This is a genomic window from Mucilaginibacter pedocola, from assembly GCF_002013915.1.
GTDB lineage: Bacteria > Bacteroidota > Bacteroidia > Sphingobacteriales > Sphingobacteriaceae > Mucilaginibacter > Mucilaginibacter pedocola.
In genome coordinates, this window is sequence record NZ_MBTF01000034.1 from 220,631 (window position 1) to 236,557 (window position 15,927).

A 15,927-nucleotide genomic window follows, 5' to 3' on the forward strand; every position below is an offset into this window, starting at 1 on the left:
CTCATGAAAAAGATCTTATTTTTGATTTGTGCTGTTGTGGTGGCTACCATCATCAATACCGGATGCCAAAGCAAAACCGATGGTAAAGCAGACCCGCGGGAAGCCAACCGCGTTATCGATAGCCCCTCTGTTGCTTATCTGCAAAAACTGGACAAAGAGAATAAGGATGCTGTCTTTGTAACCACTAAAGACTTTCCGGAATTAAAAGGTTTAAACAACAAAGTGATCAGCATAAAACCCCTCAACCAGGATCTGAGTATTAATTACGATGAGTACCTCCATAAAGATTATATGGGGCCTATATACATACTGCTGCCCAGCTACTATATTGGCATAAGGGCGTCGGTTATTCTTAAATGCTTCCCGGCCTACAAGGGCTTTGCGCTAAAAGAACTTAGCGATAACTACGCCCTTTATTATACCGACCAAAAACGGTAATTACCTGTTAATTTCCTTCCAGAGCAGGTCTTTCAACTCGGTAATATTCTTCTGCGCTACCGATGATATGAAAACGTAAGGGATACCTTCGGGTACTTCCTTCTCCATCTCAGCCTGCAGCTCTTCATCCAGCATATCGCTTTTAGTAATGGCCAGCACACGTGGCTTGTGCATTAACTCGTCATTATACTGGTGCAGTTCGTTCAAAAGTATCTCGTATTCTTCCTTAATCGTACGTGCAGTATCGGCAGGTACCATAAACAGCAGTACCGAGTTGCGCTCGATGTGGCGCAGGAAACGAATACCCAAACCTTTACCCTGCGAGGCACCTTCGATGATGCCCGGTATATCGGCCATCACAAATGATTTACCGCCACGGTAGCTTACTATACCTAAGTTTGGTACCAGCGTAGTAAAGGCATAATCGGCAATCTCGGGTTTAGCGGCCGACACTACTGATAGCAATGTTGATTTCCCCGCATTTGGGAAGCCTACTAAACCAACATCTGCCAGTATTTTTAGTTCGAGGATATTCCAGTCTTCGCGGCCATCTTCGCCGGGTTGGGCAAAGCGCGGGGTTTGGCGGGTTGATGTTTTAAAGTGCCAGTTACCCAAGCCGCCACGGCCGCCGGGGGTAAGTATTTTAGTTTCGCCATCGTGGCTTATCTCAAAAAGCACCTCGCCGGTTTCGGCATCCTTGGCTATGGTGCCCAGGGGTACTTCCAATATTTCATCCCGCCCGGTTTTGCCCGATCGTTGCGAACTGCCGCCCGCATCACCATCACCGGCTATTACGTGTTTACGGAATTTAAGGTGAAGCAGGGTCCAAAGCTGAGCGTTGCCTTTTATAATAACATGCCCGCCGCGGCCGCCGTCGCCACCATCGGGGCCACCCATCGAGGTTAAAACATCGCGGTGCAAATGCGCAGAGCCCGCACCACCATGCCCCGAGCGGCAGCATATTTTTACATAATCAACAAAATTTGAACCCTGCGACATAACATTTTATTTAAGACGGAAAGCCTGAAAGTCAGTAAAGTCCGAAAGATAGGAAATATATGCTTCCTTCTTTCGGACTTTACCGACTTCCGACCTACGGACTACTTCCTTTTAGTAAGTATCAATAACAGTAACGATAGCGCTGAATATCTCTTCTACCGAACCTATACCGTTTATACTTGTGTATTTATTTTGGCTTTGATAAAAACCTGCAACGGGTGCAGTTTTATCATTGTATTCTTTTATTCTTTTGCGGATAACTTCGGGGTTGGCATCATCTGCCCTGCCCGAGCTTTTACCACGAAGCAATAAGCGGCTTTCCAGTTCCTCATCGGTTACCTGCAAAGCTATCATGCCCGATATAGCAGACTCTTTAGAAGATAATAAATTATCTAAAGCCTCAGCCTGAGCTACCGTACGCGGGAAGCCGTCGAAAATAAAGCCTTTGGCTTCTTTGTTGGCATCCAGCTTATTACTGATCATCCCTATCACCACTGCATCCGGCACTAACTGCCCGTCATCCATCAGTTTTTTAGCTTCAAGGCCAAGTTCGGTACCTTGAGCAATTTCACCTCGTAACAGATCACCTGTCGAAAGATGTATTAACCCGAATTTCTCGATAAGTTTTTGTGATTGGGTACCCTTCCCTGCTCCGGGGGGGCCAAACAGTACTAAGTTAAGCATCCCTTATGTTTAAAAATTAAAAAAGCCTATGAACACTATACTCAAAGGCTTAATTTTTTGGGCACCTGGCGGATGTCGCAGCTCCGGGACAAGTGGTTGATATATGTGCACTTGTAGGGATTCGAACCCCAAACCTTCTCATCCGTAGTGAGATGCTCTATCCAGTTGAGCTACAAGTGCATTTCCAGTTAAAAAATTTCAGCGCCGTTTCAGGCAACCGTCCCTTTTTTAATGGACTGCAAAGATAGGATTCATTTACTTTAGGTGCAAACTTTTTTGAAATTTATTTCACAGCAGCAGCTATAGCTTCAAAATTCGGCAGTTCGCCGGCATTCTCCAGCACTTCGGCGTAAATAATGTTTTGTTCCTCATCTATCACAAAAGCAGCACGTTTGGCTATTCCTTTCATACCGAAGGCGAATGATTCGTATTGTGCATCGTAAGCGGCCGAAACTTCTTTATTAAAGTCGGACAACAGCGGGAACTGGTATTTATTCTCCTCTTTGAACTTGGCCAGCGTAAAAGGCGAATCTACCGATACGCCCAGCACCTGTGCGTTCAGCCCGTCGTAATAGCCAAAGCTATCGCGCATGGTGCAAAGTTGCGTGGTGCAAACGCCGGTAAAGGCTAAAGGGAAAAAATGAAGTACCACCTTTTTGCCTTTAAAGTCGGCAAGCGAAACTTCTTTTAAGTCGGTTGATGTTAAAGTGAACTGCGGAGCGGGTTGGCCTGGTTGTAGTGGCATGGGGTATGAGTTTTGTTGCTACAAAAGAATAATAAATAATTGGCTTGTAAAGCGGTGTTTCAATATTGATCAAAAAAATATTTCAGTTTTTCTTTGGAAATATCAAATCAACCTCACACATTTGTAGTGTACTACTTAACTAATACACTAATGATACAATTAAACAATTTATCTTTTGGTTATTCGAGTAAAAAGCTCCTATATAAAGACCTGAACCTGAATATACAGGACGGCAGTATATATGGCCTGCTTGGCAAAAACGGCGCTGGAAAATCTACCCTGCTCAAAAATATGGTGGGTACGCTTTTTCCGGTGGAGGGTAGCTTGCTGGTAAATGGCATGGTGCCTAAAAGCCGCAAGCCATCGTTCCTTCAAACCATTTATTACATTGCCGAAGATGTGTATGTTCCCGCACTCACCATAAAGCAATACCAAAACCTGTTCGCCCCCTTCTACCCCATGTTCGATGGCAACAGCTTCTACAAATATCTTAACGAATTGGAGGTAAGTATTGACGGAAAGCTAAACAAGTTATCCTTCGGGCAGCAAAAGAAATTTGTGATCGCATTCGCGCTGGCATGTAATACCAGGGTACTACTGATGGACGAGCCTACCAACGGCCTGGATATTCCGTCAAAAGCACAATTCAGAAAGCTTATTGCCTCAGTAATGAATGACGACCGTATCATCATCATATCCACCCACCAAATACGCGACCTGGAGAACATGATCGACAATATCATAATTGTGGATGATGGCACCCTGCTGCTGCATGCCTCGGTTGCGGATATTGCCGAAAAACTATGCTTTAAAACCGTATCAGAAATACCGCCTGGTGCCCGGGTGCTTTACTCCGAAAAAATGCTGCGAGGCACTGCTGTAGTGATGGAAAATGCAGGCGAAGAGGACTCGGCCCTAAACCTCGAACAGCTTTTTAATGGTGTTACCGAGAACCCTGCAATGGCAAAACAAATTTTTTCAACCAATTAATTCACAACCTCACATGAACGATACTTTTAGCATAAGCCGATTCGGGCTATTATTAAGGAAAACCGTATTGGAGCGCGCCATGCAGATCATTGGGGCAATGGTGGCTATACTGGCTTTTACCTTGATACTTTATTCGCTCTTTCTTTACGCATTAGACTGGGGGCCGGCACAAAATCTATCCTTTATTTGGGGCTTTGTTGGCGGCGGCGTGGTTTTATCAACAGTAGTGTTCAGCTACTTTACTACCAACGCCGGTGGCGCGGCCTACCTTACCCTACCAGCCTCGGCGTTGGAGAAATGGCTTTGCGGCGTGCTCATTTGCGGCTTACTGTTTTGTGCTATCTTTTTAAGCTTTTTCAGGCTAATGGACTACACCTTTGTAACGGCCTACCACAACAGGCTCGATCGCAACAGCCCGCTTTACCGTGCCTTGTACGATCATGTGTACCTTTATATGTTCGAAGATAATAATGTGGTTGTTAAAGCTACTATATTGTATACCAGCTTTGTAGGCGCCATGATGGTGGGCACGTTGTATTTTAACCGGGTGGCGCTTGTAAAAACTGCGCTGGTAGTATGCGGCATGCTGGCAACTATTTATTTTTTGAACCTGGGCATTGTTAGCCTATTATTTCATAATGTTGATGTTGCGTTCCCGTACTTTACGGTACTGTTAAAGGTAGATTCGGAAGTGGGCAACATTGAGCTGCCGCATTACGCATACGGCATTGCCAATAATTTTTTACAATACGTGCTACCGGGCATTTTGTGGCTAACCGCTTATATAAGGCTTAGGGAAAAAGAAATTTAGAATGGAGTTTAGAGAAAAGCAGGCAATTTATTTACAGATAGCAGAGTACGTTTGCGAACAAATACTGCTAAAGCAATGGCCGCTAGAAGCAAAGATATTAAGCATCCGCGACCTGGCCGTGACCATGCAGGTAAACCCTAACACGGTACAGCGCTCCTACGATTTTTTACAGCAGCGCGAGATCATCAGTAATAAACGCGGCGTAGGCTATTTTGTAGAAGCCGAGGCTATGGCCAGGGTAATGGCTTTTAGGAAAGAACAATTTTTAGAGAACGAACTGCCCGTATTTTTAAGAAGTATGTACCTGCTCGACATCCCTATGGAGGAGATAGAAATACGCTATGAAAAATATATCGACGAAACTTTTAAAGAAAAGAAATATGAAGACTAAAATAAGCACTCTTATACTCAGGCTAACATTTGCCCTGATGCTGCTGGGTGTTGTGGTATCAGACCTGGCGTTCAAAAGCGTGTATAATAAGGTTGATAAAAGCGACAATTACTGGAACTATAACAAGGTGCTGGAGCAACCTTTTAAGCACCTGAAACTGGAGGGTGGCAACATTACCCAAATAGTTTTTCAGCAAAATAAAAAAGCATCGGTAAGGGTACTTAATTATTGGGATGCGTATCAAAAAGATGTCACGTTCAAGGCTTACGTAAAAAACGATACGTTGCATCTCATCTTTCCCAACAAATACAAAAACGAAGCAGAAAAAAACTGGATGCAAAACCGGGTGTTGGTGCGCCTCTTTGCCCCCGAGTTGCTATCGGTAGACGGTACCGATACCAACTTCGAACTGCAGAAATTAAAGCAGGCGAACATTAGCGTGAACTTAAAAGGCCTGTCGAGGCTGGAAGTAGAAAGTTACATCCCCCACTTCGACACGATCCGGATAGCCCAGGCAGATTCGAGCCAGGTAATGTTCGAGATGGCACCCGAATTAAAAGGCTCTAAAAACATGCACTTCGGTTACGTAAACGCTAACCTGAAGGATTATACGATATTGGACATCGGACACGGTTTTGCCGAAAAAGCTGACTTGGCTATTACGGATAGCTCAGCCATCATTCTTTCAGGAAAATCACTCAAAGCAATGCATAAAAATTAAAGCCCTTGGCAGTTGGTACAAATCCCGGTGATAAAATGGCACAAAACATAGCTCAAATAACATTGGTGATTGATGATTACGACGAAGCCATTGCTTTTTTCACCCAAAAGTTAGGTTTTGAACTGTTGGAAGATACCTCGTTAAGCGATGCAAAACGCTGGGTGACCGTTTCGCCCGAGGGCGGCACATTCCGTTTGTTATTGGCTAAAGCCGTGGGCGACGAACAAAAAAGCAGGATAGGCAACCAAACCGGTGGCCGAGTTTTTATGTTTTTATATACCGACGACTTTTGCCGCGACTATAAAAGATACCAGGAGGCCGGTGTTAAGTTTGTAAGAGAGCCAAAACAGGAGCCCTATGGCACAGTAGCGGTATTTGCAGACCTTTACGGAAATTTGTGGGACCTGATAGAAGAAACGAGGAAATAAATGCAAGCCATCATCATCACCCAACCCGGCGGACCCGAAGTTTTACAATTAGGCGAACGCCCTACCCCTCTTTATGCATCGGGAGAAGTGCTGATAAAAGTTATGGCGGCAGGCGTAAACCGCCCCGATGTTTTTCAACGGAAGGGTAATTACCCGCCACCCGATGGCGCGCCAAAGGATATCCCCGGGCTGGAAGTAGCCGGCATTGTGGCCAAAGTTGGCTCGGGTGTTAGCCGTTGGCAGGTTGGCGATAAAGTTTGCGCGCTGGTTTGGGGTGGCGGCTACGCCGAATATTGCACAGCACCCGGAGGACAATGCCTGCCCATACCCGGCAACTTAAGTTTTTCAGAGGCTGCCTCACTACCCGAAACCTTCTTTACGGTTTGGAGTAACGTATTCGACAGAGCCGCACTGCAACCAAGCGAAAGCTTGCTGGTACATGGCGGCAGCAGCGGCATTGGCGTTACTGCTATTCAAATGGCCAAAGCATTAGGTAGCACCGTTTACGTAACCGCAGGAAGCGATGATAAATGTAAATTCTGCGAAACATTGGGTGCCGATAAAGCCATCAACTATAAAACCGAAAACTTTACTGAAGCCATCGGTACCCTCACAGGCGGCAAAGGCGTTAACGTGATACTGGATATGGTTGGCGGCAGCTACACCGCGCAAAACATCAAATGCCTGGCCGATGACGGGCGGTTGGTAATGATCAACGCCGTAGAAGGCAATAAGGTAGAAATAAACTTATCTGAAATAATGCGCAGGAGGTTAACCATCACCGGTTCTACCCTACGCGCACGCAATGCGGATTTCAAAAGTGCTATTGCCAAAAAGCTGGAGCAGCATATATGGCCCCTGTTGGCATCCCGGCAAATAAAACCTGTTATCTACAAAACATTTCTGCTAAAAGATGCCGCCAAAGCACATGAGTTGATGGAAAGCAGTGAGCATATTGGGAAGATAGTTTTATCAGTTTGCAGTTGACAGTTAGCAGTAGGCGGTTTTCAGTGGGCAGTTGACAGTTTGCAGTAGGCAGTGTGCAGTAGGCAGTGTGCAGTTAGCAGTACAGAAAACCTTGCAAACTGCCCACCGCAAACTGCAAACTAACGCTACTTCACCCCATCATACTCCGCCACATTCACCTTTGGAATGCCCGAGCCGTATTTGCTGTTGATGGCCTTGATAAACTCATTAGCCACAACGGCATAGCCCCTGGGCGTTAGGTGTATGCCATCAAGCGAAAAAATGCCCCCTGTAATAAAATCGGAATTTACATTTACACCATCTATCGTCAACCCGGCTTTCAGGCTATTCAAAAAGGTATAAGCATCAAACAAGGCCAGCCCTTTTGCTTCGGCAACGGCTTTAATGGTGGCGTTATAGGCGTTGATGTGTTCTTTCACCAGTATCACTTCGTTAGCATCAAGTACGTATTGGTTCTCGATAGGTGCATAGGGGCTTAAACCATAAGGCTGCATACCGGCTGTTGTATTTACCGGCTGCCCTATCTTTTGGGTATCGAAAGTGAGCAAGATCAAATCCGTAGCCCCGGCCGTGCGCGGGCTGTAAGTAGTATTAGTTATATCAGCCGCCTTACGGGCGTTCACATACAAGGCTGTTACGGCTGGGTTGGCGGCTTTTGCACCAGCTAATATTGCGGTTGTGCTAAGAGTGGTAAAATAGGGAGCGGCGGTTACATCGGGTATTGTGGCAACTACTCCTTTTTGCCCTGTTGCGGTAAGTTTGTTTATCACTAAATTATATAACGCGCCGAATTGTGCTTTATCCGTCAGCGCATCCGAAGCGCCCCCGGCTGTTGCGTAGCCCAGTGCATCGTTATTACCCAGCCAATTGTTAAAAAAGGTGAAAGTTTTCGCGGTTACAAAATCAATGTACTTAGTGGTGTTAGCGCCCGCATCGCCCGGCAACAGGCGTTCAAAGTAACCGTTCAGGTTGCCATAAGCGGCATCATCAATATTGGCCAATTTAATTCCCGGTACGCCGTAGTTATTTATATCGCCGGAGTATTTGGTATACAGCGTTACATTACCCAAACCGGGGATGGCCACTTTGCCGCGCACGGCAAGTTTATCGGCCACGTTTGCAATAACAGGCATACCTGTTGCGGTAAAACCGGTGAGTTTAAGGTAACCCGAACCGTTCTCCTGCCCCGCGCCAAATAGCGGCTGGGTAAACGCACCGCCCCCTACTTTTGCCATTTGCCGGGCAATAATGGCAGGGTAAGCGCTTTGCTGGCTCTCCAGGTAAAGCCCGCCATTAGAGTAGCCTGCTGTGAGCGAGTTACCTACAGCAATGTAACGGCTAAAGTCGGCGCTGCCCTGTCCGCCCTGCGGCCCTTCGCTGTAAGGCTTGCACGATGCCAGCAAAAAAAGGCATGCTATTATGTTGGTATAATATTTCACCACTTCGTTCAAATTAATTAGGGTAAGCCGGTAATAGTTACGCCTCCTATCCGTACCGAACACATTGCCGCACAGATCACCGCGCTTTAAAATCGGGTATCAAATTTACAGAAAATGCTTCAATAAAAACGTCCGAAAATTTCTTAACATAACTATTTAAATATTTGGCAATAAACGTTAACTTTGCGCCTCTGAAAGAGCACTACTGTTGGGAGTCAACAGCTTGCTTTACAGGTAACATTTTTTTAAAACACCACCAGGTACTATATGCCAAACATTGGAAAAATATCAAGGATCATCGGTCCGGTAGTTGACGTAAGTTTTGCTAATGATGCACATCTTCCTAAAATTTACGATGCGCTTGAGATCACAAAAGAGAACGGACAAAAAATTGTTTTAGAAGTTCAACAGCACTTAGGTGAAGACCGTGTGCGCGCTATCGCGATGGACTCCACCGACGGCTTGCTGCGCGGTATGGACGTTTTAGATACCGAAAATGCGATCAAAATGCCGGTTGGCGAAGGTATCAAAGGCCGGGTATTTAACGTAGTTGGCGATGCTATCGACGGTATTGCCGATCTTGATAAAGCTACTGGCCGCCCTATCCACGCAACGCCTCCGCGTTTCGAGGATCTGTCTACAGCAACCGAGCCCCTGTTCACAGGTATTAAGGTTATCGACTTGCTGGAGCCTTATGTAAAAGGTGGTAAAATTGGTTTGTTCGGTGGTGCCGGTGTAGGTAAAACTGTATTGATCCAGGAACTGATCAACAACATCGCGAAAGCATATTCAGGTTTATCTGTATTTGCCGGTGTAGGCGAGCGTACCCGCGAAGGTAACGACTTGTTGCGCGAGATGTTGGAATCGGGCATTATAAAATATGGCGATGCATTTATGCACTCGATGGAAGAAGGTGGTTGGGATTTGACCAAGATCGATGCCGAAGCTTTGAAAGATTCAAAAGCAACCTTCGTGTTTGGCCAAATGAACGAGCCTCCTGGTGCACGTGCACGTGTGGCCTTATCGGGCTTAACCCTTGCCGAGTACTTCCGCGATGGCGATGAAGATGGCAAAGGCCGCGATATCCTTTTCTTTATCGATAACATCTTCCGTTTCACCCAGGCAGGTTCTGAGGTATCAGCGTTGTTGGGCCGTATGCCTTCGGCGGTAGGTTACCAGCCAACCTTGGCAACTGAGATGGGTACCATGCAAGAGCGTATCACCTCTACCAAACGCGGTTCGATCACTTCGGTACAGGCAGTATACGTACCTGCGGATGACTTGACCGACCCTGCGCCGGCTACAACCTTCGCTCACTTGGATGCTACCACCGTACTTTCGCGTAAAATTGCCGAGTTAGGTATTTACCCTGCGGTGGATCCATTGGATTCAACTTCACGCATCCTGAGCGCACAGATCCTGGGCGACGAGCACTACAACACTGCTCAGCGCGTTAAAGAAACCCTGCAACGTTACAAAGAGCTTCAGGATATCATCGCCATCCTGGGTATGGACGAGCTATCTGAAGAAGATAAATTAGTTGTAGCACGCGCACGCCGTGTTCAGCGTTTCCTTTCTCAGCCATTCTTCGTGGCCGAGCAGTTCACCGGCTTAAAAGGTGTATTGGTTGATATTAAAGATACCATCAAAGGCTTTAACATGATCATGGATGGCGAAGTAGATGAGTACCCTGAGGCTGCATTCAACCTGGTGGGTAGCATTGAAGACGCTATTGAAAAAGGCAAAAAATTATTAGCTGAAGCTAATTCTTAATAGAATTAAGAAATAAGAGTCAAGAATCAGGACAGGAAAATAAATCTTGCATCTTGATTCTCGACTCTTGAATCTAACAATACATGACTTTAGAAATTCTTACTCCCGATAAAAAAGTTTTCGAAGGCGATGCTACCTCGGTTACATTGCCCGGTGCTTTAGGCTCTTTCGAGATACTGAACAACCACGCCCCTATCATCTCTACCCTGAATGATGGTAAGCTAACCGTAAGAGAAGGCGGTAAAGAAGATATCTTTTTTATTAAAGGCGGTGTGGTAGAAGCTTTAAACAATAAAGTAACCGTACTGGCAGAAGGCATTACCCACAAGTAATAGTTTTTGCACTAATATTGAAAAGGCCCGAACGAATGTTCGGGCCTTTTTTTGTTTTCCTTTTTCAGCTTACTTATCACTCCCCGTAAACTTCATTGCTATTTTCATCGGGTACGATAATTCCACCGGCCCGGTCGCAGTTTTCTTAGCTTGCATAGTCGCCGATATATTTTTGGTGATATGGCTTTCGGTAACCCAACCTGTAGTTTTATCTATTTTCAGTTTAGCGGTGTAATTGCCGGTTGCCTGTGTAAGGCGCATAAAATACCCATTTGACTGTTTAAACGCAGGCACTTTATCAGGTGTGATCACTGCGGCACCGCTAACCTGGTAATACTTATCGGTAATAGCATCAAGCGTATATTTGGTCAAGGTTTTTACAGATATAGCGGCCGCGTCCATAGTGGTTAATGTTGTCCACATTCCCGTAACTGATACCGGCGCCTTTGGGAATATTACAAATGTTTCCTGCAAGTTACCCTTAATGCTTTTCTCGCCGAACGACTGCTTCATTTGCGCCATTATTTGTGTTAACTGCAGCTCGCCCACTTGAGGAAACTCTTTGGCCATACCCGAAAACAGGCTGTCGATATTCTTAACCTCTACAATTTGCCCTCTCTTACTCATGGTAATAATGAATGGTTTATTGATCATTATCTTTATTACTTTAGACATCAGGTCGTCTGCTCCTGCCTCGCTGCTAAAACCCATCTCTTTATCTCCCATTTGTATGTGCATACCTAATTTTTTGTAGGTAACCTCCATTTCATAAAGGGTATCTTTTATTGCGGTTACTTTATGGGCAGTTGTACCGGTCACCGTTGTTTTTACTAATTGATGTGCACCGTTCAGCAATTGGTCTATATCCATATCGGCAGCCACGCTTAAAAGGTAAGTACTATCTTTCTGAAGGTTCAGTTCGAGTTTTGCCTTTTGGGCGTAAGTGTGCAGGCCGATGAACAGCAGCGATAAGGTTAGGATCTTTTTCATTTTTATGTTTTGTTAAATATGCTGGAGGTTTTCGAGATGGTCAACAGTCTTTCTGTTTATTATACCCCTCCCGCCTATTCGTAAATAAAAAATTCCATTAAATTTGGCTTAAGCTATTCAGAGCATGGATCATTCGGTAAACGATATAGTGGTAATGGCGCAAGTGGTTATTTGTACATAAACTTTTATACTGATCATATAAAGGGCCCGGTCAGTATTGTTCGGGTTTTTTTATGAACTTTTTTGGGCAAGGCCCCTGTTTCAGGCAGAATTTCGGCAACTTATTATGCATGCATAAAAACTGTACCGAATACCGTTTTTAACTTTGGTATAAATTGATAAAAATTAAATTTTATTAATTAATATATTTGCAAACTTTAATTCTTTAAAATAAAATTTTAAAATACATTATACTTTTTAAAAATATTTTTATAAAGTATTGCCATTCGCGATCGCTATATCTACCTTACATAAACCGATCGCAACCTAATTATATATAAACAAATTCAGCGTTTACGTTCAGCGTAAAATTTATAAAATGAGTTCATCAGCAGACACCACAGCAGCTATAGAATTAAACAAGTATAGCAAAACCTTCACCCAAGACCCTACACAGCCTGCCGCACAGGCCATGTTGTATGGTATTGGCCTTACCGACGAGGACATGCAAAAAGCACAAATCGGCGTGGCCAGCATGGGTTACGATGGTAATACCTGCAACATGCACCTTAACGATTTGGCCAAACTGGTTAAACAAGGTATTTGGGATCAGGACCTGGTGGGCCTTATTTTTAACACCATTGGCGTGAGCGATGGTATGGGCAACGGTACCCCGGGTATGCGTTACTCGCTGATAAGCCGCGACGTTATTGCCGACTCGATAGAAACCGTAGTAGGCGCCCAATATTACGATGGCGTTGTTACCCTGCCCGGCTGCGACAAAAACATGCCAGGCTCAATTATAGCCATGGGCCGCTTGAACCGCCCTTCAATAATGGTATATGGTGGTACCATTGAACCCGGCCATTGGAAAGGCGAAGACCTTAACATTGTTTCGGCGTTTGAAGCCCTGGGCAGAAATATTGCCGGCACCATTACTCCGGAAGATTTTAAAGGCATCATCAAAAATGCCTGTCCAAGCGCAGGTGCCTGCGGTGGTGTATATACTGCTAACACTATGGCTGCTGCCATTGAGGCTTTGGGCATGAGCTTGCCTTACTCATCAAGCAACCCCGCGTTAAGCGACGAGAAAAAAGCAGAATGCTTAGCCGCCGGTAAAGCCATCAGGCATTTGTTAGAAAAAGATATTAAGCCAAGCGATATCATGACGCGCAAGGCCTTTGAAAACGCAATGACCGTTATTATGGTTTTGGGCGGAAGCACCAACGCTGTACTGCACATGATAGCCATGGCAAAAAGTGTGGATGTACCGCTTACGCAAGATGATTTCCAGGAAATAAGCAACCGCATACCGGTACTGGCAGATATGAAGCCAAGCGGTAAATACATGATGACCGACTTACACCATGTTGGTGGTGTACCTGCGGTAATGAAATACTTATACGCGCAAGGTTGGTTGCATGGCGATTGCCTTACCGTTACCGGCAAAACATTGGCCGAGAACTTAGAGGAAGTAACTCCGCTTGATTTTAGCAAGCAGGATATTATATGGCCGGTTGAAAAACCGGTTAAAGCTACCGGCCACTTACAAATACTTTACGGCAACCTTGCCGAAGGTGGCAGCGTGGCCAAAATTAGCGGTAAAGAGGGCGAGCGTTTCTCGGGCCCGGCACGCACATTCAACAGCGAGGCCGAACTGATGGACGGTATCATGACAGGCAAAGTAAAAGCCGGCGACGTGGTGGTTATCCGTAACGTAGGCCCTAAAGGAGCACCGGGCATGCCCGAGATGTTGAAACCAACATCGGCCATTTTTGGTGCGGGCTTAGGTGCATCGGTAGCGTTGATTACCGACGGCCGCTTTAGCGGGGGTACCCACGGCTTTGTGGTAGGCCATATTACACCTGAGGCTTACGAAGGTGGTGCAATAGGTATAGTACAAGATGACGACCTGATAGAGATAGATGCTATCAGCCGCACCATCAACCTTAAAATAAGCGACGAAGAACTGGCCGCACGTAAAGCAGCATGGCTGCAACCGCCGCTAAAAGCAAGCAAAGGCCTGCTATATCGCTACGCAAAAACCGTACGCTCTGCAGCAGAAGGTTGCGTAACGGACGAGTTTTAGTCATAGCCCCCTAACCCCGTTAAGGGGAACTTATATCGGATAATAAATCGGTGAAATCGAATACAAATCGGTGGAGTCGGTGAAAGCAAAATAAACTAATCGGTGAAATCATAAGTAATCGGTGTAATCATAACAACAAAATGGCAACAGAAACAATCACACAAGAGATCGAGCCGCAATCGGTGGAATCCGCAAAAGAGATCAGTGTAATCGAACAAAAAGCAGTGGAATCGGTCAAAGAAGTCTCTGGTTCGGTCGCTTTGCTGGAAGCTTTGATCGTGGAGGGTGTGGATACCATTTTTGGTTACCCCGGTGGCGCTATTATGCCTATTTATGATGCCCTTTACGATTACAGCGAACAGTTGAACCATATCCTGGTTCGCCATGAACAGGGCGGTATACACGCCGGCCAGGGTTATGCCCGTACGTCAGGCAAAGTGGGTGTGGTATTTGCTACCAGCGGCCCCGGCGCTACCAATTTAGTTACCGGTTTGGCCGATGCACAAATAGACAGTACTCCTTTGGTATGTATCACCGGGCAGGTATTTGCGCACCTGTTGGGTACCGATGCTTTCCAGGAGACGGATGTGATCAACATCACCACCCCTATCACCAAATGGAACTACCAGGTAACTGATGCGAACGAAATACCCGAGGTTATTGCCAAGGCATTTTATATTGCTAAAAGCGGCCGCCCGGGCCCTGTACTTATCGATATTACCAAAAACGCCCAGATACAAAAATTCAACTACCTGGGTTATACAAAATGTAACCATATCCGTAGCTACAGGCCAAAACCTATTGTTCGCCCGCAGTACATACAAGAAGCCGCCGAACTGATCAACAGCGCTAAAAAACCATTCATTATTTGGGGCCAGGGTGTAATATTAGGCAGTGCCGAAAAAGAATTTAAAGCCTTTGTTGAGAAAAGCGGTATCCCCGCAGCATGGACCGTTTTAGGTGCAGGCGCTATCCCAACAGACCATCCGCAAAACGTGGGTATGCTGGGCATGCACGGCAACTACGGGCCAAACGTTTTAACTAACGATTGCGACGTGCTGATTGCCATAGGTATGCGTTTTGACGACCGTGTAACCGGCCGCCTTGATAAATATGCCAAACAGGCAAAAGTGGTGCATTTAGATATTGACCCTGCCGAGATAGACAAAAACGTAATGTCGACAGTACCGGTATGGGGCGATTGCAAAGAGACCCTGCCCATGCTTACCGCTTTAGTTGAGCAACACGACCACAGCGAATGGCTGCAGGTTTTTGCCGACCATACCAAACAGGAAGTTGAATCGGTTATCCATAACGAACTGAACCCAACCGGCGAACAAATGACCATGGGCGAGGTAATAAAACACCTTAACGAAATTACCGGCGGCGACGCAGTTATAGTTACCGACGTGGGCCAGCACCAAATGGTGGCCTGCCGTTACGCTAAACTGAACAAAACCCGTAGTAATGTTACCAGCGGTGGTTTGGGTACCATGGGCTTTGCCCTACCGGCTGCCATAGGTGCTAAATTTGGCGCGCAGGAACGCGATGTTGTAGCTATTATAGGCGACGGCGGTTTCCAGATGACCTTACAGGAGTTGGGTACCATTATGCAAAGCAAGGTTGATGTAAAGATCATCATCCTAAACAATAGCTTTTTGGGCATGGTGCGCCAATGGCAGGAGTTGTTTAACGAGCGCCGTTACTCGTTCGTGAACATCGAAAGCCCTGATTTTGTAATGGTGGCCAAAGGCTACGGCATTGAGGGCCGCTCGATAGACCAGCGTACCGATCTTGTGCCTGCCCTTACCGAAATGATGAACCACAAAGGCGCTTACCTTTTAGAAGTAATGGTAACCAAAGAGAATAACGTATTCCCGATGGTGCCACAAGGATGCAGCGTAAGCGAGATCAGATTAAAGTAAGCCTAACCCTTTCAAAGAAGCAACAA

General features: G+C 45.8%; 16 protein-coding genes and 1 tRNA gene. 11 read left to right on the forward strand and 6 right to left on the reverse strand.

Annotated features, from left to right (window positions below):
- Positions 1-3: 3 nt before the first annotated feature.
- Complete coding sequence (locus BC343_RS21385; protein WP_143822297.1) at positions 4-438, forward strand: hypothetical protein; 435 nt, start codon at positions 4-6, stop codon at positions 436-438.
- On the opposite strand, the gene obgE is transcribed toward BC343_RS21385, so the two are convergent.
- The 4 genes from obgE to BC343_RS21405 form a co-directional block, all read right to left on the reverse strand.
- Entirely contained in the window at positions 439-1,437 is a 999-nt protein-coding gene (obgE, locus tag BC343_RS21390) for a GTPase ObgE (protein ID WP_078349823.1), read from the reverse strand.
- Positions 1,438-1,548: 111 nt separating this feature from the next.
- The gene (locus BC343_RS21395) at positions 1,549-2,121 is read right to left on the reverse strand and encodes an adenylate kinase (protein ID WP_078349824.1); all 573 of its coding nucleotides are present in this window, start codon (positions 2,119-2,121) and stop codon (positions 1,549-1,551) included.
- 106 nt (positions 2,122-2,227) lie between these two features.
- Positions 2,228-2,301: transfer RNA gene (locus BC343_RS21400), tRNA-Arg, on the reverse strand.
- A gap of 103 nt (positions 2,302-2,404) precedes the next feature.
- Entirely contained in the window at positions 2,405-2,866 is a 462-nt protein-coding gene (locus tag BC343_RS21405; RefSeq protein ID WP_078349825.1) for a redoxin domain-containing protein, read from the reverse strand.
- Between the two features lie 150 nt (positions 2,867-3,016).
- Between BC343_RS21405 and BC343_RS21410 the strand changes: the two genes are divergently transcribed.
- From BC343_RS21410 to BC343_RS21435, 6 genes are read left to right on the forward strand one after another with little or no spacing between them, the layout of a single operon-like run.
- Positions 3,017-3,856 (forward strand): ABC transporter ATP-binding protein, encoded by an 840-nt coding sequence (locus BC343_RS21410; protein WP_078349826.1) that lies wholly within the window; start codon positions 3,017-3,019, stop codon positions 3,854-3,856.
- Between the two features lie 13 nt (positions 3,857-3,869).
- The gene (locus tag BC343_RS21415) at positions 3,870-4,667 is read left to right on the forward strand and encodes a hypothetical protein (RefSeq protein WP_078349827.1); all 798 of its coding nucleotides are present in this window, start codon (positions 3,870-3,872) and stop codon (positions 4,665-4,667) included.
- A 1-nt stretch (position 4,668) separates the two neighbouring features.
- Positions 4,669-5,058, forward strand: coding sequence for a GntR family transcriptional regulator (locus BC343_RS21420; RefSeq protein ID WP_078349828.1), 390 nt, complete (start codon positions 4,669-4,671; stop codon positions 5,056-5,058).
- Complete coding sequence (locus BC343_RS21425) at positions 5,048-5,779, forward strand: hypothetical protein (RefSeq protein WP_143822298.1); 732 nt, start codon at positions 5,048-5,050, stop codon at positions 5,777-5,779. The genes BC343_RS21420 and BC343_RS21425 overlap by 11 nt, the downstream gene beginning before the upstream one ends.
- Before the next feature lie 5 nt (positions 5,780-5,784).
- Positions 5,785-6,207, forward strand: coding sequence for a VOC family protein (locus BC343_RS21430; RefSeq protein ID WP_238381824.1), 423 nt, complete (start codon positions 5,785-5,787; stop codon positions 6,205-6,207).
- Positions 6,208-7,194 (forward strand): NAD(P)H-quinone oxidoreductase, encoded by a 987-nt coding sequence (locus tag BC343_RS21435; RefSeq protein WP_078349830.1) that lies wholly within the window; start codon positions 6,208-6,210, stop codon positions 7,192-7,194.
- A 125-nt stretch (positions 7,195-7,319) separates the two neighbouring features.
- Here the strand turns inward: BC343_RS21435 and BC343_RS21440 are convergent, their stop codons facing one another.
- Positions 7,320-8,633 (reverse strand): SGNH/GDSL hydrolase family protein, encoded by a 1,314-nt coding sequence (locus tag BC343_RS21440; RefSeq protein WP_078350104.1) that lies wholly within the window; start codon positions 8,631-8,633, stop codon positions 7,320-7,322.
- Positions 8,634-8,900: 267 nt separating this feature from the next.
- Between BC343_RS21440 and atpD the strand changes: the two genes are divergently transcribed.
- Both atpD and atpC read left to right on the forward strand, forming a co-directional pair.
- Positions 8,901-10,406 (forward strand): F0F1 ATP synthase subunit beta, encoded by a 1,506-nt coding sequence (atpD, locus tag BC343_RS21445; protein WP_078349831.1) that lies wholly within the window; start codon positions 8,901-8,903, stop codon positions 10,404-10,406.
- An 83-nt stretch (positions 10,407-10,489) separates the two neighbouring features.
- Positions 10,490-10,738, forward strand: a complete 249-nt coding sequence (gene atpC, locus BC343_RS21450) for an ATP synthase F1 subunit epsilon (RefSeq protein ID WP_078349832.1) — start codon at positions 10,490-10,492, stop codon at positions 10,736-10,738.
- A gap of 69 nt (positions 10,739-10,807) precedes the next feature.
- Here atpC and BC343_RS21455 read toward each other — a convergent pair whose 3' ends face one another.
- Positions 10,808-11,728, reverse strand: a complete 921-nt coding sequence (locus tag BC343_RS21455; RefSeq protein WP_078349833.1) for a DUF6263 family protein — start codon at positions 11,726-11,728, stop codon at positions 10,808-10,810.
- A 538-nt stretch (positions 11,729-12,266) separates the two neighbouring features.
- On the opposite strand from BC343_RS21455, the gene ilvD reads away from it, so the two are divergent.
- Entirely contained in the window at positions 12,267-13,976 is a 1,710-nt protein-coding gene (ilvD, locus tag BC343_RS21460; protein WP_202909839.1) for a dihydroxy-acid dehydratase, read from the forward strand.
- A gap of 140 nt (positions 13,977-14,116) precedes the next feature.
- Entirely contained in the window at positions 14,117-15,901 is a 1,785-nt protein-coding gene (gene ilvB / locus BC343_RS21465) for a biosynthetic-type acetolactate synthase large subunit (protein WP_078349834.1), read from the forward strand.
- The last annotated feature ends 26 nt before the right edge of the window (positions 15,902-15,927 follow it).

What these genes read in the sequence shown, in the direction of transcription:
- BC343_RS21385 (WP_143822297.1), top strand. Translation starts at nt 4, where the DNA reads ATGAAAAAGATCTTATTTTTGATTTGTGCTGTTGTGGTGGCTACCATC.
- obgE (WP_078349823.1), bottom strand. Translation starts at nt 1,437, where the DNA reads ATGTCGCAGGGTTCAAATTTTGTTGATTATGTAAAAATATGCTGCCGC.
- BC343_RS21395 (WP_078349824.1), bottom strand. Translation starts at nt 2,121, where the DNA reads ATGCTTAACTTAGTACTGTTTGGCCCCCCCGGAGCAGGGAAGGGTACC.
- BC343_RS21405 (WP_078349825.1), bottom strand. Translation starts at nt 2,866, where the DNA reads ATGCCACTACAACCAGGCCAACCCGCTCCGCAGTTCACTTTAACATCA.
- BC343_RS21410 (WP_078349826.1), top strand. Translation starts at nt 3,017, where the DNA reads ATGATACAATTAAACAATTTATCTTTTGGTTATTCGAGTAAAAAGCTC.
- BC343_RS21415 (WP_078349827.1), top strand. Translation starts at nt 3,870, where the DNA reads ATGAACGATACTTTTAGCATAAGCCGATTCGGGCTATTATTAAGGAAA.
- BC343_RS21420 (WP_078349828.1), top strand. Translation starts at nt 4,669, where the DNA reads ATGGAGTTTAGAGAAAAGCAGGCAATTTATTTACAGATAGCAGAGTAC.
- BC343_RS21425 (WP_143822298.1), top strand. Translation starts at nt 5,048, where the DNA reads ATGAAGACTAAAATAAGCACTCTTATACTCAGGCTAACATTTGCCCTG.
- BC343_RS21435 (WP_078349830.1), top strand. Translation starts at nt 6,208, where the DNA reads ATGCAAGCCATCATCATCACCCAACCCGGCGGACCCGAAGTTTTACAA.
- atpD (WP_078349831.1), top strand. Translation starts at nt 8,901, where the DNA reads ATGCCAAACATTGGAAAAATATCAAGGATCATCGGTCCGGTAGTTGAC.
- atpC (WP_078349832.1), top strand. Translation starts at nt 10,490, where the DNA reads ATGACTTTAGAAATTCTTACTCCCGATAAAAAAGTTTTCGAAGGCGAT.
- BC343_RS21455 (WP_078349833.1), bottom strand. Translation starts at nt 11,728, where the DNA reads ATGAAAAAGATCCTAACCTTATCGCTGCTGTTCATCGGCCTGCACACT.
- ilvD (WP_202909839.1), top strand. Translation starts at nt 12,267, where the DNA reads ATGAGTTCATCAGCAGACACCACAGCAGCTATAGAATTAAACAAGTAT.
- ilvB (WP_078349834.1), top strand. Translation starts at nt 14,117, where the DNA reads ATGGCAACAGAAACAATCACACAAGAGATCGAGCCGCAATCGGTGGAA.